Source organism: Pseudomonas sp. P867, from assembly GCF_019891455.1.
Taxonomy (GTDB): Bacteria; Pseudomonadota; Gammaproteobacteria; order Pseudomonadales; family Pseudomonadaceae; genus Aquipseudomonas; species Aquipseudomonas synxantha_A.
In genome coordinates this window covers 270,219-294,489 of record NZ_JAFLXB010000005.1, presented here as the reverse complement: position 1 = coordinate 294,489, position 24,271 = coordinate 270,219, and the positions used below count along the sequence as shown (strand labels likewise).

Sequence of the window (24,271 nt, the reverse complement as noted above, 5' to 3'; positions counted from 1 at the left end):
AGGGATAACCCAATGCCCGCCTTCACCAAAATCCTGATCGCCAACCGCGGCGAAATCGCCTGCCGTATCCAGCGCACTGCCCAAGCCCTGGGCTACCGCACCGTGGCCGTGTACAGCGACGCCGACACCCATGCCCTGCACGTGCAGATGGCCGACGAAGCCGTGAATATCGGCCCGGCTCCCGTACAACAGTCATACCTGAACATCGCCGCCATCCTCGACGCCGCCCGACGCACCGGCGCCGACGCCATCCACCCCGGCTACGGCTTCCTTTCGGAAAACCCCGACTTCGCCCGCGCCTGTCAGAACGCCCATATCGTTTTCATCGGCCCCAGCAGCGAAGCCATCGAGCTGATGGGCAGCAAGCGCCTGTCGAAGATCGCCATGCTCGACGCCGGTGTGCCCTGTATCGCCGGTTACCAAGGCAGCGCCCAGGACGACGCCACGCTGCAACAGGAAGCCGAGCGCATCGGCTTCCCGCTGATGATCAAGGCCAGCGCCGGTGGCGGCGGGCGTGGCATGCGCCTGGTACACCAACCTGAACAGCTGCTGGAGCAACTGCGCACTGCGCGCTCCGAGGCAATGAACGCTTTTGGCAGCGACGAACTGATTCTTGAGCAGGCCCTGATCGACCCGCGCCACGTTGAGGTGCAAGTGTTCGGCGATCGCCATGGCAACCTGATCTACCTGGGCGAGCGCGACTGTTCGATCCAGCGCCGCCATCAGAAAGTCATCGAAGAAGCGCCCTGCCCCGTGATGACGCCCGAACTGCGCCAGGCCATGGGCGACGCGGCGCTCAAGGCCGGGCGGGCGGTGAGCTACGTCGGCGCCGGTACCGTGGAGTTTCTGCTCGATCGCAATGGTCGGTTTTATTTCCTGGAAATGAACACGCGCCTGCAAGTCGAACACCCGGTGACCGAGCTGATCACCGGCCTCGATCTGGTGGCCTGGCAACTGCACATCGCCGCCGGCCAGCCGCTGCCGCTGGCACAAGCCGATGTGGTGCTGAGCGGCCACGCCATGGAAGTGCGCCTGTACGCCGAAGACCCGGCCCAGGGCTTCCTGCCGCAAACCGGTGACGTGCTGCGCTGGGAGCCTGCCGCCTGCGTGCGCATCGACCATGGCCTACGCGAAGGCGAAACCATCAGCCCGTTCTACGACCCGATGCTGGGCAAGATCATCGCCCACGGCGCCACTCGCGAAGAAGCTCGCCGAAAGTTGCTGCGGGCAGTGGAAGACACCGTGCTACTGGGTGTCACCACCAATCAGCGGTTTTTGGTTGATTTGCTCAAGCAGCCGGATTTTATCGCCGGCGAGTTCAGCACCGCCTTTATCGCCGAACGCTTCGGCCAGCTACCGCCCCAGGCGCCATCGACTGAACAGCTCAGCCTGGCCGCAGCGCTGTTTTACCGGCACAGCGCCGACCAGCATCCCCAAGGCCTGGCGGGATGGCGCAACACCGCCAATGTGCCGTGCACCTACCGCCTGGAGGTCAATGGCCAAACCCACACCGTGAGTGCCGACGACCTGCAACTCACCATCGACGGTCGCTGGGCCACCTGGGTGCTCAACGGCATCCGGCGGCGTACCGCCTACTACATCGACGATACCCAACTGTGGCTGCCCGGCGTGAAGGTGACCAACCGCACCCAGCAGGTCGCCAGCCGCCAGGTGGATGCCAGCAGTGGCACGGTCAAGGCGCCGATGGATGGCGCCATTGTCGATATCCAGGTCAGCGTCGGCGACACAGTCACCAAAGGCCAACTGTTGCTGGTGCTCGAAGCGATGAAAATGGAGCACCCGCTGAAGGCCGGGATCGACGGCATCGTCAAGGCGGTGCAGGTCATGGCGGGCGATCAGGTGCGCAATCGTCAGGTTTTGCTACAGATCGAATAACGCCCTAGGCGGAACTACAGGGCCGGGCTACGCTCTATCCCCATCAGAAAGGGACGAGTACGGGAACCTGCACCATGCCTCATTGGCTGATTATTGACCTTGAAGCCACAACGGATGACGGCGGTTGGCCCGTGACGGAGATGGAAGTCATCGAGATCGGCGCCAGCCTGGTCAACCGCCAGGGCCGCGAACTGGATCACTTTCAGCGCTTTGTGCGGCCACTGCGACGGCCGTTGCTGACGCCCTTTTGCCGCAAGCTGACCCATATCACCCAAGCCAATATCGACGCAGCCACACCGATCACCGAGGTGTGGCCGCTGTTCGAGCGCTGGCTGGGCCAGCACCAGGCACGCCTGGAAGGCTGGGCCAGCTGGGGTGATTACGATCGCGTGCAACTTGAACTCGAATGGCAGCGCCATGGCCTGTCCAGCGCCCTGGGGCAAACGCCCCATGTGAACCTCAAGCAACGCTTTGCCAAGGCCCGGCGCCTGGACAAACCACTGGGGCTCAATGGTGCGCTGCAATTGGCGGGGATGCAGTTCAATGGCCAACAGCATCGCGCCCTGGAAGACGCGCGTAACACCGCACGCCTGTTACCGTTGATTTTGCCGGTCTAGGCAGCTCCCGTGGGCTTGGGCATACTGGCCGACCTTTCCAGACCCTTTTTCCGAGGATTCACCCATGTTCAAAGTCAACGAGTACTTCGACGGCACCGTCAAGTCGATCGCTTTCGGCACTGCAGAAGGTCCGGCGACCATCGGCGTGATGGCTCCGGGTGAATACGAATTCGGTACCGCCCAGCGTGAAATCATGCATGTGGTCTGCGGCGCACTGATTGTCAAACTGCCCGACGCCGAGTGGGAAACCTTCGCCGCCGGCAGCCAGTTCAACGTACCGGCCAACAGCAAGTTCCAGTTGAAGGTCGCCGTAGACACCGCTTACCTGTGTGAATACCGCGGCTAAGTATCACAGGTAAACAAAAATGCCCGTCTCCAGCGAGACGGGCATTTTTTATTCCAGGACCGTCACCGGCATCCCGACTTCCAAGTGGCCGATGCCATCGTTGACCAGGTTCTGGCCGAACATCACGCCCTTCTCGGTCTTGCGATAGGTCTCCAGCGTCGCGAAGGGTTCGCGGTCGGGGCTGCGCTCGCCGGTGCGGGGATCAATGGTGGTGAGGATGCAACGCGAGCACGGCTTGACCACCCGGAACTCCACATCGCCGATGCGCAAGCGCTTCCAGCCATCCTCGGCAAAGGCTTGGGCGCCTTCGATCACCAGGTTGGGACGAAAACGCAGCATCTCCATCGGGCGGCCGATCTTCTCACACAAGTCATCCAGGGAGCCTTGGCCGATCAGTAACAGCGGGTAGCCGTCGGCAAAGCCGACCTTGTCGTCATCCTTGCCGTAGCCGGCTTCGGTGGTGCGCGCACGTTCCAGGGGAAGCTGCACCAGGCGCGTAGGCTTGCCGATAAACTCGCTGACCCAGGCGGCCGCCTCATCGCCAGCATCGGGTACGCGCAGGGTGTCGCGCCAGATGGTCACGCCGCGCAGTTCACTGGCACCCTCCGGCAACGCCACCTCCAACGATGAGTAGCCCGGCGAACTCAAGGTCAGGCCGCCCGCGTCGTTCCACAGCGCCGACAGTTGGCTCATCTTCGCCACCGCCCGCTGCGTCAGGAACCGCCCACTGGCTTCGTCCACCAGCATCCAACGTCGATCCCCTTGCAGGCCGAGTTTATCCAGGCCGATGTGCTGCAAGGCTTCGGCCTTGCCGGATTTGAGGGGGTAACGGTACAACGCGCTGAGACGAAGCATGGGCCTGCCTTCCTGGGAAACAAAGTGTCATCCTAAAGTCAGGCGGGCACTTCGTCCAACATCAGTCGCTCGCGCACCACATCCACCAGCTTGTCCGGCTGGAATTTGGAGAGGAAATTGTCGCAGCCGACCTTTTTCACCATTGACTCATTGAAGCTGCCCGACAGCGAGGTGTGCAGCACCACATAGAGGCCGCGCAGGCGCGGGTCGTTGCGGATTTCGGTGGTGAGGCGGTAGCCGTCCATCTCAGGCATTTCGGCGTCGGTGAAGATCATCAGCAGCTTGTCGGTCATCACCTGGCCGCTGTCGGCCCAGGCTTTGAGCATGTTCAACGCCTTGAGACCGTCGCTGGCGATGTGCATCTTCACCCCCAACTGTCCCAGGGTATCGCGCAACTGCGACAGGGCCACGTTGGAGTCGTCCACCAGCAGCACTTCGCGACCACGGGCACGTTCGAGCACCGGGTCTTCGAGTTTTTCCCGCGAGACCTTGGCGTTATAGGGCACGATCTCGGCGAGGACTTTTTCCACGTCGATGATTTCCACCAACTGGTCATCGACCTTGCTGATGGCAGTAAGGTAGTGCTGGCGACCGGCGCTGGTCGGCGGCGGCAGGATGGCTTCCCAGTTCATGTTGACGATGCGGTCAACGCCGCCCACCAGAAACGCCTGCACCGAACGGTTGTATTCGGTGACGATGATGGTGCTGTTGGGCCCCGGCACCAAAGGGCGCATACCGATGGCCTGGGACAAGTCGATCACCGGCAAGGTCTGGCCCCGCAGGTTGACCACCCCGCACACGAATGGGTGGCGCTGGGGCATCAGGGTCAGCTTGGGTAACTGCAGCACTTCCTGCACTTTGAACACGTTGATCGCGAACAACTGCCGACCGAAGAGGCGGAACATGAGAATTTCCAGGCGATTCTCACCCACCAATTGCGTGCGTTGATCTACCGTGTCGAGAATGCCGGCCATTAAAAGCTCCTGGTGTACACGCCGCAGGCGCGTTGAGAGGGTGTGCAGTCGTATAGGTACATTATCGGCGGCAAGCGCCGGACCTTGACCCCAATAAAATGCCATGTAAATCCATTGATGTCACACTGACATCATGCTTTACTGCTTCGGCCCTTAATACTGTTTCAAGGCGCCGTGCGCGACAGTCGAACCGACGTGCAGTTCCACCATATAGGGGGTTCCCCTATACGCAATCAGGCCCAACCTGATATTCGCGATATCTAATAGCCATTAATGTGACGCCATTCTCATTGCATGAATGGAGTCAGGCTTTTGTTTGCCATCCCCAGCCCTTGGCCCACGGGCCTTTCAGGCACTCACGTATCGGCAACTGAAGTCGTGTCATCCCGCACCCCAGGGGATACATACGACTTTCGTGAGCATTTCAATAAACGTCCTACTGAAACATCGGAAGCGACCTACAAGTCCAAGTCGTATTTCAGCGCTAGTTTTAAGCCATTCACCCGGTGCGACATCTCATCACCCGACCTTACGTTGCGGAGACTTGCATGATGAATAGCGCAAACGAATGGCAAACAGCACTTCTCGCGTTTCTGGGCGAGGCTCAACTGCTTCTGGGCAAATCCGAAGAGTGTTTGAGCCATCTGCATTTGATCCGCAACGACAGCGACGCCATCGACTGCATGAAAGCCAGCTTGGCCAAATTGGCTGAAAAAGCCGATGGCCTGGCGCTGCAGGCAATCAGCGAGTTCTCGGGGCATCTGCAAAATCTGATCGCCAATGCCCAAAGCCCTCTGCAGTTGCATGACGAGGCGCTGGACGCGCTGCATGACTGCCTGACCCTGCTGGCCTGGCAACTGGAACTGATCGACACCCGCACCGGTGAACTGAGCCTGGATGACAGCGAGCAAACTTCATTGATCGCAACGGTTGCCTTGCAGATCCCGCAAAAGGATTTGAGCCGTACACCGCCGCAGCATCTGCATCATGGGTCGTGAGCGTCGTGCAGGTCGTATTTAACTGCCGAGTTATCTAAAAACGACCGGCTTGGACGCAATGGGAAAATATCAATTAGCCATCAATGTAATAATTATACAAACCAACTTCGTTAATACAACTTTCCGCTTTCAACTCTGGGATTAACGGCCAGAGTATTTGTGTGGGCCATAAACCAATCAGGCGACCAACGGTAAGCGGGGTGGTACTATGCCCCGCTCGAAGTGATTTAACTTCAACATGCTTAAAGACGATTTGGCAGCGCACTCCAAACAGAGCCCGGTCAACCGGCCTCACCGCAGTGAACCCTCATTGGCTCCATCCGCTATGTACGCGAGTTTCAAGTCACTTATCGCCAGGTCCGTGTCCCGCAGCCATGTGCGCCGACTCACCCTTGCGCTGTGCCTGTGCTCATTGCTGGCAAGCCTGTGGGCCTATCTGCAGGACGCGCCGCTGCCGTTGCCGATCCTGCTGCTCAACTTCGCCACGCTGGTGGTGGTGGGGCTGCAACAGTGGAATTCGCGCAAAGCCATCAAGTTCGAGCCCCAGGAGCTGGCCGACCGCTTGCTGCAAGTGCAGGAGAACGAACGCCACCGGCTCAGCCGCGAACTGCATGACGATATCGGCCAACTGCTGACCGCCGCCAAACTGCAAAGCGAATGGTTGCAGCGCCGCCTGCCCCCGGACCTGAACACCCATTGCACGGTGCTGTGCAATACGCTCAATGAAACCCTGGCCAAGGTGCGCGACGTCTGCGCCATCCTCAACCCCCGCCAACTGACCAGCCTGGGCCTGGAAGCCAGCCTGCGCGCGCACCTGCTCAAGACCCTGGAAAACACCCAGGTGTGCTGGAGCCTGGAGTGTCAGCAACGGCTCACCGGCATCCCCGAAGAAGTGGCCGTGGCGGCCTTTCGCATAACCCAGGAAGCGGTGACCAACATGCTTCGCCATGCAAAGGCGCGCAACCTGCTGGTGCGCCTGCAACGCCTGCCTGAAGGCCTGTCGCTGATGATCTGCGATGACGGCCAGGGGTTCTCGCCTGCCCCCGACCCGGGCCGGGAAGGCCAACGGGGCATGGCCGGTATGTGCGAACGGACACACCAGCTGGGGGGCACCTTTTCCATCAGCAGCCAGCCTGGCAACGGCACCCGTATCAACGCACTTTTCCCCTGGGCGCCCCGCGCTCTCGAACGGGCCAGCGCCCCTAAGGTTCTCGAGTGACCTGCAATTTACTCCTGGTGGATGACCACGCACTGATTCGCGCCGGTGTGCGTGCGCTGATTCTGGATATTCCCGGCTACAGCGTCATCGGCGAAGCCAGCGATGGCGCACAACTGCTGGCGCAATACAGCGCCTTGCAGCCGGATATCGTGCTGCTCGATCTGTCGATGCGGCACACCGGTGGGCTGGATGCCTTGCAGCAACTCAAGCGCTTTTACCCCAACTGCAAGGTGCTGATTCTGTCGATGCACACTGAACCAGACCTGATCATGCGCGCGCTGGAGTCCGGAGCCCACGGCTACCTGCTCAAGGACACCACCGCCAACGAGCTGGAACATGCCCTGCTGGCCCTGCGTAACAACGAACGCTACCTGAGCCCCGCCATCGCCCACACGGTGATCAACCAGGCGCTGATCCGCAGCCAGAGCCCCAGCACCCCCGTTGCCCACAGCCATAATCTGACGGCGCGGCAACTGGAGATTTTGCGTTTGATCGTACGTGGCAAGTCCACCCGGGAAATTGCCCATGGCCTGGGCTTGAGCATCAAGACAGTGGAGGCCCATCGCTCGCAGATCATGAAGCGCTTGCAGATTTTCGACGTGGCGGGCCTGGTGTTATTCGCCGTGCGTGAGCAAATCATCAGCCTGGACGACTAACGGCGAACCCAGCGGCAGATGCACGCGAAGCGCCTTGGGCAACGCTTCGAAATGCAGGTCGTCGCCTTCCAGCGGCTCGCCATCGAGGTTGATGTACAAGCCTTGGGCGACCTTGATATTGACCCATGGCAGACGTGCGCGAACGAACATGGTGTCCAGCCCCCAGCCATTGTTCATCAGTTCACGCAGGGTGCCGACCACTTCCTGGGGGGCTGGCAGGATGCTGACGTCGAGCAATCCATCATCGGCCAATGCGCCGGGGCACAGGACATGCCCGCCACCGGCCTGGCGACCGTTGCCGATACCCAGCGCGAGCAGCTCGCCTTTCCAGTGGAAATCCGGGCCTTCCAGCTCCCCGTAGGCGGCCTTCAATTCACTGAAGCGCGACAAACCGGTGAACAGGTAGGCGGCGCCGCCTAGGACTTTCTTCAGGTCTTCGGAGGTGTTGGCCGTGACCTGGCTACCGAAACCGCCGGTGGCCATGTTCAGGAAGATCTGCCCGCCCACCTGGCCGAGGTCGATGGCCTTGGGCTCGACGTCAAGCAACGCCAGGGCGCCGGCCGGTTCCAACGGCACGCCCGCGGCCTTGGCAAAGTCATTGGCGGTGCCCAGGGGCATCAACACCAGGCTGGCGTCGGCCTTGGCCAGCGCCATGGCCTCGGCCACATCGCGCAGCGTACCGTCGCCGCCGCCGGCGATGATATGGGTGTAGCCGTCAGCCAGGGCTTCATCGACCAGCCGCTGGGCATCACCACCCTCCCACGTCACCCGCACCGCCAACTCCCAACCCTGCTCACGTCGGGCCAGCACGGCGGCACGCACGTCCTCGTTCAGGGCTTGTTTGCCGTGAAGGATCAACAGGGCTTTGGGGGTGGTCATTTGAGGGTATCTCCTGGGTCAAGGTGCTTGAAGGATGTTGACCCTTGGAGAACGGGAAAAGTCTGTGGATGGAGAAAATTGATTGATGTACGCAGATCAAACTGTGGGAGCTGGCTTGCCTGCGATGGCGGCGGCTCAATCGACAGAGATGTCCAATCTGCCGCCCAAAGGTAACCACGATGCGAAGCGAGACGCCCTTGATCTTGATCTGCTTTTGATCTTAGGCGCCCCGTTAAACCACGCTGGCTGGAATTTGGCTGGGCCGGCATTCCGGGCTCTTTTCCAAAAGTGACCCGCTGTAAAAGCGGAACCCTAAGTGGCCGTTACCGCAGGAATGGATATGTACTCGGTATAACTGTGTCAGCTGTAAGGCCGTCATCGCAGGCAAGCCAGCTCCCACATTTGGACTGAGGGGTGTCAGGTAGATAAATGTCGGCTATCAGGCCGCCATCGCAGGCAAGCCAGCTCCCACAGTTTGGTCGCAGGGTGTCAGGCAGAGAAGCGTCGGTTGCCAGGCCGCTATCGAGGGCAAGCCCCTCCCACATGAACCCAGCAAGCGCAGCCGAATCAGCTCTTGTGCAATTTGCTCATCAACTGCGCCTCGGCCTGGGTCAAGCCGCACGACTGGGTCAGTTCGTCCACCGTCGCCCCCATCCCCACCAGCTTGGCCGCCTGGGCAAAGGACAGGTTCGAAGGGTCGCGCTGTTCCAATTGCACCAACTTATCCGGCAAAGGCCCGAGAATCGCGCGTAGTTCATGCACTTCATCGCCGACCCGCACCGCACTCTGCTGGTAATGATCCACGCGCTTGACCAGCTCCAGAATGCGCCGATCACGCACGGCATCGCGTTCGGCCTGTTGCAAGGCCAATTCCCGTTGCTGACGCATATAGCGCAGTACAAACGCCAAGGTCCCGGCCCACAACAGGGCCAGGACAATCACCGCTGCCTCAAGGAACAATCAGATGCTCTCCAGTTCCGACCACTCTTCTTCGCTCATCATCTTGTCCAGCTCAACCAGGATCAGCAGTTCGTTGTTCTTGTTGCACACGCCCTGGATGAACTTGGCCGATTCTTCGTTACCGACATTCGGTGCGGTTTCCACTTCCGATTGGCGCAGGTAAACCACTTCGGCCACGCTGTCGACCATGATCCCGACCACTTGCTTGTCGGCTTCGATGATCACGATACGGGTGTTGTCGCTGACTTCAACCGTGTCCAGGCCAAAACGCTGGCGGGTGTCGATGACTGTCACCACATTGCCACGCAGATTGATGATGCCCAGCACATAGCTCGGTGCACCCGGTACCGGAGCGATCTCGGTGTAGCGCAGCACTTCCTGCACGCGCATCACGTTGATGCCGTAGGTCTCGTTGTCGAGTTTGAAGGTAACCCATTGCAGGATCGGATCATCCAAACCTTGTGCGGACGCTGACTTGTTCATTCGTGTAACCCCTTCAAATGCCGCTATCGACGGCGTGTATGCTATTGCGCCGCGCAACCGCACGGCCCTTATTGTTCAATCAACTACGTTTGTTCTGTGGCATCGCCTTGACCGCACCGCTGGCAATCAACTCGGCCAGTTCAGCGACATCCAGCAATGCGCACATGTGCTCAATCACGGTGCCCGCCAGCCAGGGGCGCTGGCCGCGGTGGCTGCGCCATTTGATTTCATTGGGGTCCAGGCGCAACGAGCGGCTGACTTGATGCACCGCCAGCCCCCATTCGTAGCCCTGCACCGAAATCACGTATTGCAGGCCCTGGCGGAAATCGTCGCGGTAGCGGTCGGGCATCACCCAGCGCGCGGTGTCCAGCACCTTGAGGTTGCCGGCCTGGCTGGGCAGGATGCCGAGAAACCACTCCGGCTGACCAAACAGCGGTGTCAGCTCCTGGCCTTCCAAAGAATAGATCGAGCCCAGGCACACCAGCGGCACTGCCAGGGTCAAGCCGGCGACATCGAACAGCAGGCACTCGAACGGCTCGGCCGCCCACGCCGGGCGGCCGTCACCGGTTACCGGCGGTGGCGTGATACTCGGCGGCAGGTGCACGTCCACCACCGGTTCGACCACCATCGGCGCCACCACCGCAGGGGTGATCGGCACCACGACTGGAGCCTCCACCGCCTGCGCATCACGCGCCTGCTCTTCCATGACGGCCTGCTGGAAATCGTCCAGCCTAGTGTCAGGCTCGACAGCAGGCTCAAGTACCAGAATCGGTTCCGGCAGCTCTTCGTCAGTCGCATCCTGCAGCAGCGCGTCCAGGTAGGATTCCAGCGCCAGCTGCGGCCGGGTCTTGTATTCAACAGGACGGTTCATCACGCCACCTGCGCCACAAGCTGCTGCGACAGCAGATGCTTGAGCAACGCACGGTAGGCCAGCACACCACGGCTCTTGCCATCGAACTGCGACGGCGTGAGCCCCGCACGGCTGGCATCGCGCAGGCGCGTATCCACCGGGATGTAGCCGTTCCAGATGGTGTCCGGGTAGGCGTCACGCAAAACCCGCAGCGTGCTGAGGGAGGCCTGGGTGCGGCGGTCGAACAACGTCGGCACGATGCTGAACGGCAGCGCCTGTTTGCGCGAACGGTTGATCATCGCCAGGGTGCTGACCATGCGTTCCAGGCCCTTGACCGCCAGGTGCTCGGTTTGTACCGGGATCACCAACTGTTGGCTGGCCGCCAGGGCGTTGACCATCAGCACGCCCAGCAACGGCGGGCTGTCGATGATCGCGTAGTCGAAATCCTGCCACAGCTGCGCCAGGGTCTTGGCGATCACCAGGCCCAGGCCGCTCTGCCCCGGCGACTGGCGCTCAAGGGTGGCCAGCGCGGTGCTCGACGGCAACAGCGAAATGCTCTCGTTGCTGGTGGGCAGCAGCAATTGCCCGGGCAAATCCGCCGGCACGCTGCCCTTGTGCAGGAACAGGTCATAGCAGCTGTGTTCCAGCGCATCCGGGTCGTAACCGAAATAGCTGGTCATGGAACCGTGGGGGTCGAGGTCGACCACGACCACACGCTTGCCCGCTTCGGCCAGCAAGCCGGCTAAGGCGATGGAGGTGGTGGTCTTGCCGACTCCACCCTTTTGATTGGCAACTGCCCAGACTCTCATTCGGTTGGTTCCTCCCGGTGGGCACAGGCGCGACCGAGACATGGCATAAGGTTATTGAGCCGGTGACGGAGAATTGACGGCGCTTGCCCGAACCGGCGACTTTACAGGGGCCGGTGCAGTTTGTGTGCCAGCGCGCTTCAACGCCGCATCCGGTGTTGCATTGGCCGTGCCGGTGCCGGTCAGGCTGCGACGTACATCCAGGTTGCGCGACACCACCAGCACCACCCGGCGGTTGCGTGCCCGCCCTTCCACCGTGGCGTTATTGGCCACCGGCTGGAATTCACCATAGCCCACCGACGCTAGCCGCTGGGGGTTCACACCCTGCATGGCCAACATGCGCACGATGCTCGATGCACGGGCCGATGACAGTTCCCAGTTGGTCGGGTACTGCGCGGTGCTGATGGGAAAATTGTCGGTGAAGCCTTCCACATGGATCGGGTTTTCAAACGGTTTAAGGATCGCCGCCACCTTGTCGATGATGGTGAACGCCTGGTCACTGGGCAACGCATCGGCACTGGCAAACAACAGGCTGGAGTTGAGTTCGATCTCCACCCACAACTCGTTGCCGCGTACGGTCATCTGATTGGAACTGATCAGGTCACCAAAGGCGGCACTGATGTCATCGGCGATGCTTTTGAGCGGGTCACTGGTGCCGCCGACACCGGCAGCGATCTCATCGCTGTCGTTAACCAGCGGCTTGGCCGGGGTGACGGTCTTGGGCCGCTCGTCACCGATGGGAATCGGCTTGAGCGCACGCTCGGTATCGTTGAACACGCCCACCAGTGCCTGGGAAATGATCTTGTACTTGCCTTCGTTGACCGACGAAATCGAATACATCACCACGAAAAACGCAAACAACAAGGTGATGAAGTCCGCGTAGGACACCAGCCAGCGCTCGTGGTTGACATGTTCTTCAGGCTCGCGACGGCGACGGCTCACAGGCGGTTCCTCCCCATCAATCCATGAAGCCCTGGAGCTTCAATTCGATGGAGCGCGGGTTCTCGCCCTCGGCAATCGAGAGGATGCCTTCAAGCAGCATTTCGCGATAACGCGACTGGCGCATGGCAATTGACTTGAGCTTGCTGGCCACCGGCAACAGCACCAGGTTGGCACTGGCCACGCCGTAGATGGTCGCCACAAACGCCACGGCAATACCGCTGCCCAGTTGCGAAGGATCAGCCAGGTTACCCATCACGTGGATCAGGCCCATCACCGCGCCGATGATGCCGATGGTCGGCGCGTAGCCGCCCATGCTTTCAAAGACTTTGGCCGCATTGATGTCACGGCTTTCCTGGGTGTAGAAATCCACCTCCAGGATGCTGCGGATCGCTTCCGGCTCAGCGCCGTCCACCAGCAATTGCAGGCCCTTGCGTGCGTAGCTGTCGGGCTCGGCATCGGCCACGCCTTCCAGGCCCAGCAAACCTTCCTTGCGGGCAGTGAGGCTCCAGTTGACCACGCGGTCGATGCCGCCGGGCAGGTCGACTCGTGGCGGGAAAATGATCCACACCAGGATCTGCATGGCCCGCTTGAACGAGCTCAGCGGCGACTGCAACAGCGCCGCGCCCACGGTGCCACCAATCACGATCAGCGCTGCCGGGCCATTGGCCAGGGCGCCGAGGTGGCCGCCTTCGAGGTAGTTGCCGCCGATGATGGCGACAAACGCCATGGTGATCCCGATCAGGCTCAAGACATCCATCAGAGGCAGGCCTCCACCAGATGCTTGCCGATGTCGTCCAGGCTGTAGACCGCGTCAGCCAGGTCAGCCTTGACGATGGCCATGGGCATGCCATAGATCACGCAGCTGGCTTCGTCCTGGGCCCAGATGGCGCTGCCACCTTGCTTGAGCAGGCGTGCGCCTTCACGGCCGTCGGCGCCCATGCCGGTGAGCACCACCGCCAGAACTTTGTCACCGTAGGATTTGGCCGCCGAACCGAAGGTGATATCCACACACGGCTTGTAGTTCAAGCGCTCGTCGCCCGGCAGGATTTTGATCGCACCACGGCCGTCCACCATCATCTGCTTGCCACCCGGCGCCAGCAGCGCCAGGCCAGGACGCAGGATGTCGCCATCCTCGGCTTCCTTGACGGTGATCCGGCACAGCTTGTCCAGGCGCTCGGCGAACGCCTTGGTGAACGCCGCGGGCATGTGCTGCACCAGCACAATCGGCGCCGGGAAGTTGGCCGGCAGCTGGGTCAACACCCGCTGCAAGGCCACCGGGCCGCCGGTGGAGGTACCGATGGCAACCAGCTTGTAAGCCTTGCGCTTGGGCGCTGGCGAATGGGTGCTCGGTGCAGCGGCGGCACGTACCGGCGCCACCGCAGGCCGAGCCACCGGCGCAGGGGCCGGGCGTGCAAACGATGAGGTCGGTGCAGCCGCTACGGGCGCAGGCGCAGGTGCCGGCGCAGGTGCACTGAACAGGCTACGACGGTTACTGCGGGAAATGCTGTGCACCTTCTCGCACAGCATCTGCTTGACCTTGTCGGGGTTGCGCGAGATGTCTTCGAAATTCTTCGGCAGAAAGTCCACCGCGCCGGCATCCAGCGCGTCGAGGGTCACCCGTGCGCCTTCGTGAGTCAGCGACGAGAACATCAATACCGGGGTGGGGCAGCGCTGCATGATGTGACGCACGGCGGTAATGCCGTCCATCATTGGCATCTCGTAGTCCATGGTGATCACGTCCGGCTTCAACGCGATGGCCTGATCGATCGCCTCTTTACCGTTGGTGGCCGTGCCGACCACCTGGATCGTTGGATCGGCGGAAAGAATTTCCGAGACGCGGCGGCGGAAGAAACCCGAATCGTCCACCACCAGGACCTTGACTGCCATAAACACTCCGTTAGGTGGGGCGGGCATGACCGCCCTGCCCCACCAGAATCAAATACGCCGTGCGGCGTAACGCTTGAGCATGCTTGGAACATCGAGAATCAACGCGATCCGACCGTCACCGGTAATGGTCGCGCCCGACATGCCCGGGGTGCCCTGCAGCATCTTGCCCAAAGGCTTGATCACCACTTCTTCCTGGCCCACCAGTTGATCGACCACAAAGCCGATGCGCTGGGTGCCCACAGACAGAATCACCACATGGCCTTCACGCTGCTCTTCATGCTTGGCCGACGCCACCAGCCAACGCTTGAGGTAGAACAATGGCAATGCCTTGTCGCGCACGATCACCACTTCCTGGCCGTCCACCACGTTGGTGCGCGACAGGTCGAGGTGGAAAATTTCGTTGACGTTGACCAGCGGGAAAGCGAACGCCTGGTTGCCCAGCATCACCATCAGGGTCGGCATGATCGCCAGGGTCAACGGCACCTTGATGACGATCTTGGAGCCCTGGCCCTTGGTCGAGTAGATGTTGATCGAGCCGTTGAGCTGGCTGATCTTGGTTTTCACCACGTCCATGCCGACGCCACGGCCGGACACGTCGGAAATCTCGGTCTTGGTCGAGAAGCCCGGGGCGAAGATCAGGTTGTAGCACTCGGTGTCGGTCAGGCGGTCGGCGGCGTCCTTGTCCATCACGCCGCGCTTGACCGCGATATTGCGCAAGATGGTCGGGTCCATGCCTTTGCCGTCATCGGTGATCGACAGCAGGATGTGGTCGCCCTCTTGCTCCGCCGCCAAAATCACCTTGCCGTTACGCGACTTGCCGGCGGCTTCGCGTTCTTCCGGGGTTTCTACCCCGTGGTCGACAGCGTTGCGCACCAAGTGGACCAGCGGGTCGGCGAGGGCCTCGACCAGGTTTTTATCCAGGTCGGTTTCTTCGCCCACCAGTTCCAGGTTGATTTCTTTCTTGAGCTGGCGCGCCAGATCGCGGACCAGGCGCGGGAAGCGGCCAAAGACTTTCTTGATCGGCTGCATCCGCGTTTTCATCACGGCGGTTTGCAAGTCGGCGGTGACCACATCGAGGTTCGACACGGCCTTTTGCATGGCTTCGTCGCCGCTGTTCAGGCCCAGGCGCACCAGGCGGTTACGCACCAGCACCAGTTCGCCGACCATGTTCATGATGTCGTCCAGGCGTGCGGTATCGACGCGCACGGTGGTTTCGGCTTCACTGGCGGGCTTTTCCGCCGCGGCCGGTGCCGCTGCACGGGCAGGTGCCGGCGCGGGTGCCGGTTTGGCGACTGGCGCAGGCGCTTTGGCAGCCGCCGGTGCGGCAGTGGCGACCGCTGCGGCGGCAGCCGGGGCCACTTCGGTGAACTTGCCTTTACCGTGCAGCTCGTCCAGCAGCGCTTCGAACTCGTGATCGGAGATCAGCCCGTCGTCGGCAGGCCCAGCCTTGGTGGTCGGGGCGGCAGCCGTGGCTGCGACTTCCGGCAGGGCTTCGGCCACAAAGGTGCCTTTGCCATGCAGTTGGTCGAGCAGTGCTTCGAACTCATCGTCGGTAATGTCGGTGCTGGCGTTGGCATCCGGCACTTGCGGCGGCGCCACAGGGGCCACGGCATCGGCCGCGAACTGGCCCTTGCCATGCAACTGGTCGAGCAAGGATTCGAATTCTGCGTCGGTAATGTCTTCGCTGGTCGGCGTGGCGACAGGCGCCGCCGGGCCTTCGGCTTCGGCCTTGACCGCATTGAGCGAGTCGAGCAGCTGTTCGAACTCGCTGTCGGTCACGTCCGGCTCGGCGTCTACCACCGGCTCAGGCGCCGCTTGCACAACCGGCGCAGCAGCAGCCGGTTCAGCCAGGCGCGCCAGGGCGGCCAGCAGTTCCGGGGTAGCCGCCGTGATCGGCGCACGTTCACGCACCTGGCTGAACATGCCGTTGACCGCATCCAGTGCTTCGAGAATCACGTCCATCAATTCCGAATCAACGTGACGCTCACCCTTGCGCAGGATGTCGAACACGTTCTCGGCGATGTGGCAGCACTCCACCAGTTCATGGAGCTGGAGGAAGCCGGCGCCCCCTTTTACAGTGTGAAAACCGCGAAAAATTGCATTGAGCAGGTTCGCATCATCCGGTCGGCTTTCCAGCTCGACCAGTTGCTCGGACAGTTGCTCTAGAATTTCGCCGGCCTCTACAAGGAAATCCTGAAGGATTTCTTCATCGGCGCCGAAGCTCATGGGTGTGCTCCTTAGAAGCCTAAACTGGATAACAGGTCATCTACGTCATCCTGACCTGACATAACGTCTTCACGTTTATCGGCATGAATCTGCGGACCTTCACCCTTGGCGAGATGTTTTTGTGGATCTTTTTCCGAGAGGATCGCTTCGCGGTCGTGTTCGATGCCGGCAAAACGGTCGACCTGGCCGGCCATCAGCACCAATTTGAGCAAGTTGCTTTCCACTTCGGTGACCAACTGGGTCACGCGCTTGATCACCTGGCCGGTGAGGTCCTGGTAATCCTGGGCCAGCAGAATGTCGTTGAGGTTGCTGGCCACCGTGCGGTTCTCTTGCTCGCTGCGCGACAGGAAACCGTCGACCCGACGCGCCAACTCACGAAATTCCTCAGCGCCCACTTCACGGCGCATGAAGCGGCCCCAGTCAAGGCTCAGGGCCTGGGCTTCGCTGGCCATGCCGTTGACCAGAGGCGTGGCGTTTTCCACCAGGTCCATGGTGCGGTTGGCCGCGGCCTCGGTCAGCCTGACCACATACGACAAGCGTTCAGTGGCGTCGGTGATCTGGGAAATTTCTTCGGCCTGGGGCATGCGCGGGTCAATCTGGAAATTGACGATCGCACTGTGCAGCTCGCGTGTGAGCTTGCCCACTTCCTGGTACAGGCCGCGGTCACGGGTCTGGTTAAGCTCATGGATCAACTGCACCGCATCGGCGAACTGGCCTTTTTCCAGGCTGTCGACCAACTGGTGAGCATGTTTTTTCAGGGTCGACTCAAAGTCGCCCTGTGACGTTTCGTTATGCTCCATAGCTCCCCCGTGGCGACATCAATGACCGATGCGTTCGAAGATTTTTTCAATCTTCTCTTTCAAGGCCAGCGCCGTGAATGGCTTGACCACGTAACCGTTGACCCCGGCTTGGGCGGCTTCGATGATCTGTTCACGCTTGGCTTCGGCGGTCACCATCAGCACAGGCAGGCTGCGCAACTTTTCATCGGCGCGCACGTGGCGCAGCAGGTCGATACCGGTCATACCCGGCATGTTCCAGTCGGTTACCAGAAAGTCGATGCTGCCACTGTTGAGGATCGGAATCGCCGTAATGCCGTCATCCGCCTCGACCGTGTTGGTGAACCCAAGGTCACGCAACAGGTTTTTAATGATCCGCCGCATCGTTGAGAAGTCATCAACGATGAGGATTTTCATGTTCTTGTCCAATTCGACCTCCAAGCAGTCTTAAACGCGCCCAGCACCTGGACGCGCCATTTCAATCAACAGGCGTTACACAAAAAGGACTGCCCAGGGCACCACGGTACTCACCCGCAAAACCCTGCGGTTTCGCGGTAGCGTCTGCAGTGTCCCCACACTGCCTGTCAGCGCGCGCGCCACTCTCCCAATCGCCCCCGCAAGCGGGCTGCGCACTGGCTATGCAATTGGCTGACACGCGACTCGCTGACCCCCAGGACCTCACCGATTTCCTTGAGGTTCAGCTCTTCGTCGTAGTACAGCGCCAGCACCAGGCGCTCACGCTCCGGCAAGTTGGCAATCGCGTCCACCAACGCTTTCTGGAAACGTTCATCTTCCAGATCGCGCGACGGTTCAAGATGTGCACTCGCGCCGTCCTCGTGCAGCCCTTCGTGTTCGCCGTCCTGTAAAAGGTCGTCGAAACTGAACAGGCGGCTGCCCAAGGTATCGTTCAAAATCCCGTAGTAATCGTCGAGACTCAATTGGAGTTCGGCCGCAACTTCATGATCTTTAGCGTCACGACCGGTTTTTGCTTCAATTGCACGAATTGCATCACTGACCATGCGGGTATTGCGGTGTACCGAACGCGGCGCCCAATCGCCTTTACGCACCTCGTCGAGCATTGCGCCACGAATACGGATACCCGCATACGTCTCGAAACTCGCACCCTTGCTCGCGTCGTATTTGGTCGACACTTCAAGCAGGCCGATCATGCCGGCCTGGATCAAGTCTTCGACCTGCACGCTGGCCGGCAGGCGCGCCAACAGGTGATAGGCAATGCGCTTGACCAGAGGCGCATAGCGCTCGATCAATTCGCCCTGGCTGTCACGTGCCGACTTTTTGTAAAGGTTGTAGCCGCTGGATGTCATAGCACCGGTCCCGCACTCGTCTGATGCACCAAACGCTCGACGAAAAACTCCAGATGCCCACGCGGATTGGCGGGCAACGGCCAGGTATCGACCTTCTGGGCAATGGCCTTGAACGCCAGTGCGCATTTCGAACGAGGGAACGCTTCGTAGACCGCACGCTGCTTTTGCACGGCCTTGCGCACACACTCGTCATAGGGAACTGCGCCGACGTATTGTAAAGCCACATCGAGGAAGCGATCCGTGACCTTGGTCAACTTGGCGAACAGGTTGCGCCCTTCCTGCGGGCTCTGGGCCATGTTGGCCAGCACGCGAAAGCGGTTCATGCCGTAGTCACGGTTAAGCAGTTTGATCAGCGCATAGGCGTCGGTGATGGAAGTAGGTTCGTCGCACACCACCAGCAGCACCTCCTGCGCGGCGCGCACAAAGCTGACCACCGATTCGCCGATCCCGGCGGCGGTGTCGATCACCAGCACGTCGAGGTTGTCGCCGATATCACTGAAGGCCTGGATCAGCCCGGCATGTTGCGCGGGGCTCAGGTGCACCATGCTCTGGGTGCCCGAGGCAGCCGGCACGATACGAATGCCACCGGGCCCCTGGAGCAGCACATCGCGCAGCTCACAGCGGCCCTCGATCACATCGGCAAGGGTATGTTTGGGTGTCAGCCCCAGCAGAACGTCCACGTTCGCCAAGCCCAAATCAGCATCCAGCAGCATGACGCGACGGCCAAGCTCTGCCAGGGCCAGGGACAAATTCACTGACACGTTAGTTTTGCCGACGCCACCTTTGCCGCCGGTCACCGCGATCACCTGTACGGGATGCATGCTGCCCATTTTATTTCTTTACCTTGTCTTGCTTAGACGCAGGCTACATGGCTTGGCCGCTTGAAACGCTTGCAGACCATCGATGTAGGTACATTTCACGGTGTTCATCCTGCCTCAACCGACCCGTTTTGCCGGGTGGTGGTAAAGGTCGGCGAACATATCGGCCATCGCTTCCTCGCTAGGCTCTTCTTGCATTTGCACACTGACGGCACGGCTGACCAACTGATGACGGCGCGGCAGATGCAGATCATCCGGGATCCGCGGCCCGTCGGTCAGGTAGGCGACCGGTAATTCATGACTGATGGCCAGGCTCAACACTTCGCCCAGACTCGCGGTTTCGTCGAGCTTGGTGAGGATGCAGCCGGCCAGACCGCAGCGTTTGTAACTATGGTACGCAGCGGTAAGAACCTGTTTCTGGCTGGTGGTTGCAAGCACCAGGTAATTTTTCGACTTGATGCCACGCCCGGCCAGGCTTTCGAGTTGCATGCGCAGCGCCGGGTCGCTGGCTTGCAGGCCGGCGGTATCGATCAGCACCACGCGCTTGCGCAGCAGCGGGTCGAGGGCATTGGCCAGGGACTGGCCCGGGTCGACGTGCGTCACCGGCACATTGAGGATGCGGCCCAGGGTCTTGAGCTGCTCTTGAGCGCCGATGCGGTAGCTGTCCATGCTCACGAGGGCGATATTCTGTGCGCCGTACTTGAGTACGTAGCGTGCGGCCAGCTTGGCCAGGGTGGTGGTCTTGCCCATGCCGGCGGGGCCGACCATGGCGATCACACCGCCCTCTTCCAAAGGTTCGATTTCCGGGGTGGCGATCATGCGCGCCAAGTGCGCCAGCAACATGCGCCAGGCCTGACGCGGCTCTTCGACTTCGGCGGTCAAGGCCAGCAGGTCGCGGGACAAAGGGCCGGACAAGCCGATGCGTTGCAGGCGGCGCCACAGGTTGGCTTGCTGGGGCTTGCTGCCTTGCAGTTGCGTCCAGGCCAACGAGCCCAGCTGCACTTCCAGCAGTTCACGCAGGCCATTGAGTTCAAAGCGCATCGAATCGAACACACGCTGGTCGACAGCAGCAGCCGGGGCGGGCGCGGCTGGACGCGGCGGTTCGACAAATGTCGGCTCTACCAGCGGCTCGGCGGCGGTCAACGGCAGGCCGGCGAACAATTGGCGATTGGTGCTGGCATCGCTGTCGCCACGCATACTCAGTTCAGCCTGGGCCGACACAATGCGCGAGGCGGTCTTGCGCAGCTCGTCTTCGAGTTCCATGTTCGGCACGCGCGGGGCCAGCGCCTGGGGGGTGTAATCCAGGGCAGCCGTCAGCTCGACACCGCCGGCAATCCGACGGTTACCGATAATCGCGGCATCGGCGCCCAGCTCATCACGGACCAGTTTCATGGCCTGACGCATATCGGCGGCGAAAAAACGCTTAACTTGCATAACCCACTACCTCAGCCATTGGGCCCAACTGTCGCGACGATAGTCACTTGCTTATTGTCAGGAATTTCCTGGTAAGCCAACACGTGCAAATTCGGTACAGCCAGGCGTCCAAACCGCGACAACATCGCCCGAACCGGGCCGGCCACCAGCAGGATCACCGGGTTGCCTTGCATTTCCTGGCGCTGTGCGGCGTCGATCAACGAACGCTGCAGCTTTTCAGCCATGCTCGGCTCCAGCAAAACGCCCTCTTCCTGGCCTTGCCCTGCCTTCTGAATACTATTGAGCAATATTTGTTCCAACCTGGGTTCCAGGGTGATCACAGGCAGCTCGGACTCAATGCCTACAATGCTTTGCACGATTGCACGGGACAATCCGACGCGCACCGCCGCCACCAGAGCGGCAGTATCTTGACTCTTGGCGGCATTGTTGGCGATGGCCTCGGCAATGCTGCGAATGTCACGTACCGGCACCTGCTCGGCCAACAGCGCTTGCAGCACCTTGAGCAACTGCGACAGTGTCAGGACACCCGGCACCAGCTCTTCGGCCAGTTTCGGTGAGGATTTGGCCAGCAAGCCCATCAATTGCTGGACTTCCTCATGACCGATCAGCTCGTGGGAGTGCTTGTAGAGAATCTGGTTGAGGTGCGTGGCAACTACGGTGCTGGCATCCACCACGGTGTAACCCAGCGATTGAGCCTGACTGCGCTGGCTGACTTCGATCCACACCGCTTCCAGGCCAAAAGCCGGATCTTTGGCGGTAATGCCGTTGAGCGTGCCGAACACCTGCCCGGGGTTGATCGCCAGCTCGCGATCCGGGTAGATCTCGGCTTCGGCCAGGATCACGCCCATCAGGGTCAGGCGGTAGGCACTGGGGGCCAGGTCGAGGTTGTCGCGGATATGCACGGTGGGCATCAAGAAGCCCAGGTCCTGGGACAGCTTCTTGCGCACGCCCTTGATCCGCGCCAGCAATTGCCCGCCCTGGTTGCGGTCCACCAGCGGGATCAGGCGGTAGCCGACCTCCAGGCCGATCATGTCGATCGGGGTCACATCGTCCCAGCCCAGCTCCTTGGTTTCCTGGGCGCGGGCCGGGGATGGCAGCAGATCCTGCTGGCGGGCAATCTCTTGCTGGGCCTGGACCTTGACCGCGTTCTGCTTTTTCCAGAACAGGTAAGCTGCGCCGCCGGCCAGGGCCGCCATGCTCAGGAACGAGAAGTGGGGCATACCCGGCACGATGCCCATGATCGCCATGATGCCCGCCGCCACGGCCAGGGCCTTGGGCGAGGCGAACATCTGGCGGCTGATCTGCTTGCCCATGTCTTCGGAGCCCGAAGCGCGGGTAACCATGATGGCCGCAGCTGTCGATAACAACAGTGATGGCAATTGCGCCACTAAACCGTCACCGATGGTCAGCAAGGCGTACACCTTGCCCGCATCGCCGAAGGTCATGCCGTGCTGGAAGATACCGACGGCCATGCCGCCGATCAGGTTGATAAACAGAATCAGCAGGCCGGCGATGGCGTCGCCGCGCACAAATTTGCTGGCGCCGTCCATGGAGCCGTAGAACTCGGCTTCCTGGGCGACTTCCGCCCGGCGCGACTTGGCCTGGTTCTGGTCGATCAGGCCGGCGTTGAGGTCGGCGTCGATGGCCATCTGCTTACCGGGCATAGCGTCGAGGGTAAACCGCGCGCTCACCTCGGAAATCCGCCCGGCGCCCTTGGTTACCACCACGAAGTTGATGATCATCAGGATCGCGAACACGACGATACCGACCACGTAGTTGCCGCCGATCACCACCTCGCCGAACGCCTGGATCACCTTGCCGGCGGCAGCGTGGCCGTCCTGGCCGTGAAGCATCACCACCCGCGTGGACGCCACGTTCAGCGCCAGGCGCAGCAGGGTCGCCACCAGCAGAATGGTCGGGAATACCGCGAAATCCAGCGGCCGCAGCGCGTACACGCAGACCAGCAGCACGACGACAGACAGGGCAATGTTGAAGGTGAAGAACACATCGAGCAGGAACGGCGGCATCGGCAACATCATCATTGCCAGCATCACCAGCAACAACAACGGCACACCCAGATTGCCCCGCGACAGGTCAGTCAGGGTGCCACGGGCCGTGTTGAGCATTTGAGAGCGATCTACCACCGGTATTCCTCGTGTCCTTGAAGCAAAGTTTTGACGCTGGGAGGCGACTTGGAGGCGGGGTTGCAAGAAGCCTTCCAACTTTGCTTTTGGGCCCGGAGAACCTCACAAACACCCCAGGCCACCGGGTGTAAATCAATCCAAATGTGGGAGGGGGCTTGCTCCCGATTGCTGAGTGTCAGGCACTGATGTTTGGCTGATTCACCGCTATCGGGAGCAAGCCCCCTCCCACATTTGATCTGTGTACAGCTGGGGCTATCGAGGAAATTTCTGACAAGGATTTGGGGTTGCCCCTAGGAAACCGGCTCTCTAGTCTCCGTACACCACTGGCGTTGCGCAGTTGATCGAACTGGCGCAATTACTGGCTGATCGCCTGCACCTTGGCGCCACAATGGCGGGCAAAGCAAGCAGCGGATAATACGGACAAGGGTGGGAGCTGGCTTGCCTGCGATTGCGGTGTGTCAGCCACTGGGATATTGGCTGTGAGTCAGCCATCGCAGGCAAGCCAGCTCCCACCTGTGATTCAGTTTCTAAACTGGCCGTATATTCTCAGCCTGTGGGCCTTTTGGACCTTGCGTGATGTCAAACTCTACTTTTTGATTCTCCTCCAGACTTTTGTACCCAGCCGTCGCAATTGCCGAGTAATGGGCAAACACATCGGGCCCTCCATCATCTTGGGTAATAAAACCAAACCCCTTCTCCGCGTTAAACCACTTCACCGTGCCAGTTGCCATTGCCATTCTCCCTACACTTCACTTGAGACCCGGTTCACCTGGGTTGCACAGTTTGACGGGCAACGCATAAATACCCTCGGGTCGATGGACCATTTGGAACTCCATGCGCTTGCCAAACCACAGCGCAGTGCAACGCCAGTCTCTGCCATTGATAAACACATCCTCTCCCCCGCCATCGGGCTTGATCAACCAATCGCCTCTGAGCCAGACGTAATACCTGACCGTACCCGTAACCACCTTCACAACCGCTCTCCCTGCATCTCGTTTACTACATACGCGCAGTGCATGGAGGGTAATAAAACAGCGGGCAGCGCCCTTTGGCTACTGTCAAAGTTGACAGGTAGACGCGGGCTTCCAGTGAGTGTAGGCATGGCAATGTTGCGGATCATGCATCCCCTGACTTTTTGCGTTTGCGGGGTTTGCGCTGCTCGGCAGGCGCTTGCGGGGGT

At 60.8% G+C, this 24,271-nt stretch carries 25 protein-coding genes; 6 read left to right on the top strand and 19 right to left on the bottom strand.

Annotated features, from left to right (window positions below; genetic code table 11):
• Positions 1 to 12: 12 nt before the first annotated feature.
• The 3 genes from J1G33_RS12125 (at position 13) to J1G33_RS12115 (ending at position 2,859) form a co-directional block, all read left to right on the top strand.
• A complete protein-coding gene (locus J1G33_RS12125; protein ID WP_223018143.1) occupies positions 13 to 1,896 on the top strand; it encodes an acetyl/propionyl/methylcrotonyl-CoA carboxylase subunit alpha in 1,884 nt (627 codons plus the stop codon).
• Positions 1,897 to 1,970: 74 nt separating this feature from the next.
• The gene (locus tag J1G33_RS12120; protein WP_005790007.1) at positions 1,971 to 2,513 is read left to right on the top strand and encodes an exonuclease domain-containing protein; all 543 of its coding nucleotides are present in this window, start codon (positions 1,971 to 1,973) and stop codon (positions 2,511 to 2,513) included.
• Between the two features lie 64 nt (positions 2,514 to 2,577).
• On the top strand, positions 2,578 to 2,859 hold the full coding sequence (locus J1G33_RS12115) for a pyrimidine/purine nucleoside phosphorylase (protein ID WP_032880083.1): 282 nt from the start codon (positions 2,578 to 2,580) through the stop codon (positions 2,857 to 2,859).
• A 48-nt stretch (positions 2,860 to 2,907) separates the two neighbouring features.
• On the opposite strand, the gene J1G33_RS12110 is transcribed toward J1G33_RS12115, so the two are convergent.
• Together J1G33_RS12110 and J1G33_RS12105 are read right to left on the bottom strand one after the other, a co-directional pair.
• Positions 2,908 to 3,714 carry an MOSC domain-containing protein gene (locus J1G33_RS12110; RefSeq protein ID WP_223018142.1) on the bottom strand — a complete coding sequence of 269 codons (807 nt, stop codon included), beginning with the start codon at positions 3,712 to 3,714 and terminating at the stop codon, positions 2,908 to 2,910.
• A 38-nt stretch (positions 3,715 to 3,752) separates the two neighbouring features.
• Positions 3,753 to 4,688, bottom strand: coding sequence for a chemotaxis protein CheV (locus J1G33_RS12105; RefSeq protein ID WP_005790014.1), 936 nt, complete (start codon positions 4,686 to 4,688; stop codon positions 3,753 to 3,755).
• A 548-nt stretch (positions 4,689 to 5,236) separates the two neighbouring features.
• Between J1G33_RS12105 and J1G33_RS12100 the strand changes: the two genes are divergently transcribed.
• The 3 genes from J1G33_RS12100 (at position 5,237) to J1G33_RS12090 (ending at position 7,561) form a co-directional block, all read left to right on the top strand.
• Complete coding sequence (locus J1G33_RS12100) at positions 5,237 to 5,686, top strand: hypothetical protein (protein ID WP_103733692.1); 450 nt, start codon at positions 5,237 to 5,239, stop codon at positions 5,684 to 5,686.
• Positions 5,687 to 6,011: 325 nt separating this feature from the next.
• Complete coding sequence (locus J1G33_RS12095; protein ID WP_148852724.1) at positions 6,012 to 6,905, top strand: sensor histidine kinase; 894 nt, start codon at positions 6,012 to 6,014, stop codon at positions 6,903 to 6,905.
• Positions 6,902 to 7,561 carry a response regulator transcription factor gene (locus J1G33_RS12090; protein WP_032880079.1) on the top strand — a complete coding sequence of 220 codons (660 nt, stop codon included), beginning with the start codon at positions 6,902 to 6,904 and terminating at the stop codon, positions 7,559 to 7,561. Before J1G33_RS12095 ends, J1G33_RS12090 begins: the two co-directional genes overlap by 4 nt.
• On the opposite strand, the gene yegS is transcribed toward J1G33_RS12090, so the two are convergent.
• The 17 genes from yegS to J1G33_RS12005 form a co-directional block, all read right to left on the bottom strand.
• Complete coding sequence (gene yegS, locus J1G33_RS12085) at positions 7,520 to 8,440, bottom strand: lipid kinase YegS (protein WP_032880078.1); 921 nt, start codon at positions 8,438 to 8,440, stop codon at positions 7,520 to 7,522. The two genes, J1G33_RS12090 and yegS, sit on opposite strands and share 42 nt — an antisense overlap.
• Before the next feature lie 567 nt (positions 8,441 to 9,007).
• Positions 9,008 to 9,400, bottom strand: a complete 393-nt coding sequence (locus tag J1G33_RS12080; protein WP_005790023.1) for a DUF2802 domain-containing protein — start codon at positions 9,398 to 9,400, stop codon at positions 9,008 to 9,010.
• On the bottom strand, positions 9,401 to 9,883 hold the full coding sequence (locus tag J1G33_RS12075; protein ID WP_005790025.1) for a chemotaxis protein CheW: 483 nt from the start codon (positions 9,881 to 9,883) through the stop codon (positions 9,401 to 9,403).
• 79 nt (positions 9,884 to 9,962) lie between these two features.
• Positions 9,963 to 10,754, bottom strand: a complete 792-nt coding sequence (locus J1G33_RS12070) for a CheW domain-containing protein (RefSeq protein ID WP_223018141.1) — start codon at positions 10,752 to 10,754, stop codon at positions 9,963 to 9,965.
• On the bottom strand, positions 10,754 to 11,542 hold the full coding sequence (locus J1G33_RS12065; RefSeq protein ID WP_005790028.1) for a ParA family protein: 789 nt from the start codon (positions 11,540 to 11,542) through the stop codon (positions 10,754 to 10,756). The genes J1G33_RS12070 and J1G33_RS12065 overlap by 1 nt, the downstream gene beginning before the upstream one ends.
• 51 nt (positions 11,543 to 11,593) lie before the next feature.
• A complete protein-coding gene (gene motD / locus J1G33_RS12060; protein WP_032880074.1) occupies positions 11,594 to 12,481 on the bottom strand; it encodes a flagellar motor protein MotD in 888 nt (295 codons plus the stop codon).
• Between the two features lie 16 nt (positions 12,482 to 12,497).
• Positions 12,498 to 13,238, bottom strand: coding sequence for a flagellar motor protein (locus tag J1G33_RS12055; RefSeq protein WP_005790033.1), 741 nt, complete (start codon positions 13,236 to 13,238; stop codon positions 12,498 to 12,500).
• On the bottom strand, positions 13,238 to 14,368 hold the full coding sequence (locus J1G33_RS12050; protein WP_216091904.1) for a chemotaxis response regulator protein-glutamate methylesterase: 1,131 nt from the start codon (positions 14,366 to 14,368) through the stop codon (positions 13,238 to 13,240). The genes J1G33_RS12055 and J1G33_RS12050 overlap by 1 nt, the downstream gene beginning before the upstream one ends.
• Positions 14,369 to 14,416: 48 nt before the next feature.
• Positions 14,417 to 16,594 (bottom strand): chemotaxis protein CheA, encoded by a 2,178-nt coding sequence (locus J1G33_RS12045; protein WP_223018140.1) that lies wholly within the window; start codon positions 16,592 to 16,594, stop codon positions 14,417 to 14,419.
• Between the two features lie 11 nt (positions 16,595 to 16,605).
• The gene (locus tag J1G33_RS12040) at positions 16,606 to 17,394 is read right to left on the bottom strand and encodes a protein phosphatase CheZ (protein WP_032880071.1); all 789 of its coding nucleotides are present in this window, start codon (positions 17,392 to 17,394) and stop codon (positions 16,606 to 16,608) included.
• An 18-nt stretch (positions 17,395 to 17,412) separates the two neighbouring features.
• Entirely contained in the window at positions 17,413 to 17,787 is a 375-nt protein-coding gene (locus tag J1G33_RS12035) for a chemotaxis response regulator CheY (RefSeq protein WP_005790040.1), read from the bottom strand.
• Positions 17,788 to 17,954: 167 nt separating this feature from the next.
• Complete coding sequence (gene fliA / locus J1G33_RS12030; protein WP_223018139.1) at positions 17,955 to 18,695, bottom strand: RNA polymerase sigma factor FliA; 741 nt, start codon at positions 18,693 to 18,695, stop codon at positions 17,955 to 17,957.
• A complete protein-coding gene (gene fleN, locus J1G33_RS12025) occupies positions 18,692 to 19,525 on the bottom strand; it encodes a flagellar synthesis regulator FleN (RefSeq protein WP_003192912.1) in 834 nt (277 codons plus the stop codon). The genes fliA and fleN overlap by 4 nt, the downstream gene beginning before the upstream one ends.
• A gap of 105 nt (positions 19,526 to 19,630) precedes the next feature.
• Positions 19,631 to 20,947, bottom strand: a complete 1,317-nt coding sequence (flhF, locus tag J1G33_RS12020) for a flagellar biosynthesis protein FlhF (protein ID WP_005790047.1) — start codon at positions 20,945 to 20,947, stop codon at positions 19,631 to 19,633.
• Positions 20,948 to 20,958: 11 nt separating this feature from the next.
• Positions 20,959 to 23,073 (bottom strand): flagellar biosynthesis protein FlhA, encoded by a 2,115-nt coding sequence (flhA, locus tag J1G33_RS12015; protein ID WP_032880069.1) that lies wholly within the window; start codon positions 23,071 to 23,073, stop codon positions 20,959 to 20,961.
• Positions 23,074 to 23,618: 545 nt separating this feature from the next.
• Positions 23,619 to 23,822 carry a cold-shock protein gene (locus J1G33_RS12010; RefSeq protein WP_032880068.1) on the bottom strand — a complete coding sequence of 68 codons (204 nt, stop codon included), beginning with the start codon at positions 23,820 to 23,822 and terminating at the stop codon, positions 23,619 to 23,621.
• Positions 23,823 to 23,840: 18 nt separating this feature from the next.
• The gene (locus J1G33_RS12005) at positions 23,841 to 24,065 is read right to left on the bottom strand and encodes a hypothetical protein (RefSeq protein WP_032880067.1); all 225 of its coding nucleotides are present in this window, start codon (positions 24,063 to 24,065) and stop codon (positions 23,841 to 23,843) included.
• Positions 24,066 to 24,271 lie beyond the last annotated feature (206 nt).

Coding starts and splice junctions, on each gene's coding strand:
- J1G33_RS12125 (WP_223018143.1), top strand. CDS start 13: ATGCCCGCCTTCACCAAAATCCTGATCGCCAACCGCGGCGAAATCGCC.
- J1G33_RS12120 (WP_005790007.1), top strand. CDS start 1,971: ATGCCTCATTGGCTGATTATTGACCTTGAAGCCACAACGGATGACGGC.
- J1G33_RS12115 (WP_032880083.1), top strand. CDS start 2,578: ATGTTCAAAGTCAACGAGTACTTCGACGGCACCGTCAAGTCGATCGCT.
- J1G33_RS12110 (WP_223018142.1), bottom strand. CDS start 3,714: ATGCTTCGTCTCAGCGCGTTGTACCGTTACCCCCTCAAATCCGGCAAG.
- J1G33_RS12105 (WP_005790014.1), bottom strand. CDS start 4,688: ATGGCCGGCATTCTCGACACGGTAGATCAACGCACGCAATTGGTGGGT.
- J1G33_RS12100 (WP_103733692.1), top strand. CDS start 5,237: ATGATGAATAGCGCAAACGAATGGCAAACAGCACTTCTCGCGTTTCTG.
- J1G33_RS12095 (WP_148852724.1), top strand. CDS start 6,012: ATGTACGCGAGTTTCAAGTCACTTATCGCCAGGTCCGTGTCCCGCAGC.
- yegS (WP_032880078.1), bottom strand. CDS start 8,440: ATGACCACCCCCAAAGCCCTGTTGATCCTTCACGGCAAACAAGCCCTG.
- J1G33_RS12075 (WP_005790025.1), bottom strand. CDS start 9,883: ATGAACAAGTCAGCGTCCGCACAAGGTTTGGATGATCCGATCCTGCAA.
- J1G33_RS12070 (WP_223018141.1), bottom strand. CDS start 10,754: ATGAACCGTCCTGTTGAATACAAGACCCGGCCGCAGCTGGCGCTGGAA.
- J1G33_RS12065 (WP_005790028.1), bottom strand. CDS start 11,542: ATGAGAGTCTGGGCAGTTGCCAATCAAAAGGGTGGAGTCGGCAAGACC.
- J1G33_RS12055 (WP_005790033.1), bottom strand. CDS start 13,238: ATGGATGTCTTGAGCCTGATCGGGATCACCATGGCGTTTGTCGCCATC.
- J1G33_RS12050 (WP_216091904.1), bottom strand. CDS start 14,368: ATGGCAGTCAAGGTCCTGGTGGTGGACGATTCGGGTTTCTTCCGCCGC.
- J1G33_RS12045 (WP_223018140.1), bottom strand. CDS start 16,594: ATGAGCTTCGGCGCCGATGAAGAAATCCTTCAGGATTTCCTTGTAGAG.
- J1G33_RS12040 (WP_032880071.1), bottom strand. CDS start 17,394: ATGGAGCATAACGAAACGTCACAGGGCGACTTTGAGTCGACCCTGAAA.
- J1G33_RS12035 (WP_005790040.1), bottom strand. CDS start 17,787: ATGAAAATCCTCATCGTTGATGACTTCTCAACGATGCGGCGGATCATT.
- fliA (WP_223018139.1), bottom strand. CDS start 18,695: ATGACATCCAGCGGCTACAACCTTTACAAAAAGTCGGCACGTGACAGC.
- fleN (WP_003192912.1), bottom strand. CDS start 19,525: ATGGGCAGCATGCATCCCGTACAGGTGATCGCGGTGACCGGCGGCAAA.
- flhF (WP_005790047.1), bottom strand. CDS start 20,947: ATGCAAGTTAAGCGTTTTTTCGCCGCCGATATGCGTCAGGCCATGAAA.
- flhA (WP_032880069.1), bottom strand. CDS start 23,073: ATGCTCAACACGGCCCGTGGCACCCTGACTGACCTGTCGCGGGGCAAT.
- J1G33_RS12010 (WP_032880068.1), bottom strand. CDS start 23,822: ATGGCAACTGGCACGGTGAAGTGGTTTAACGCGGAGAAGGGGTTTGGT.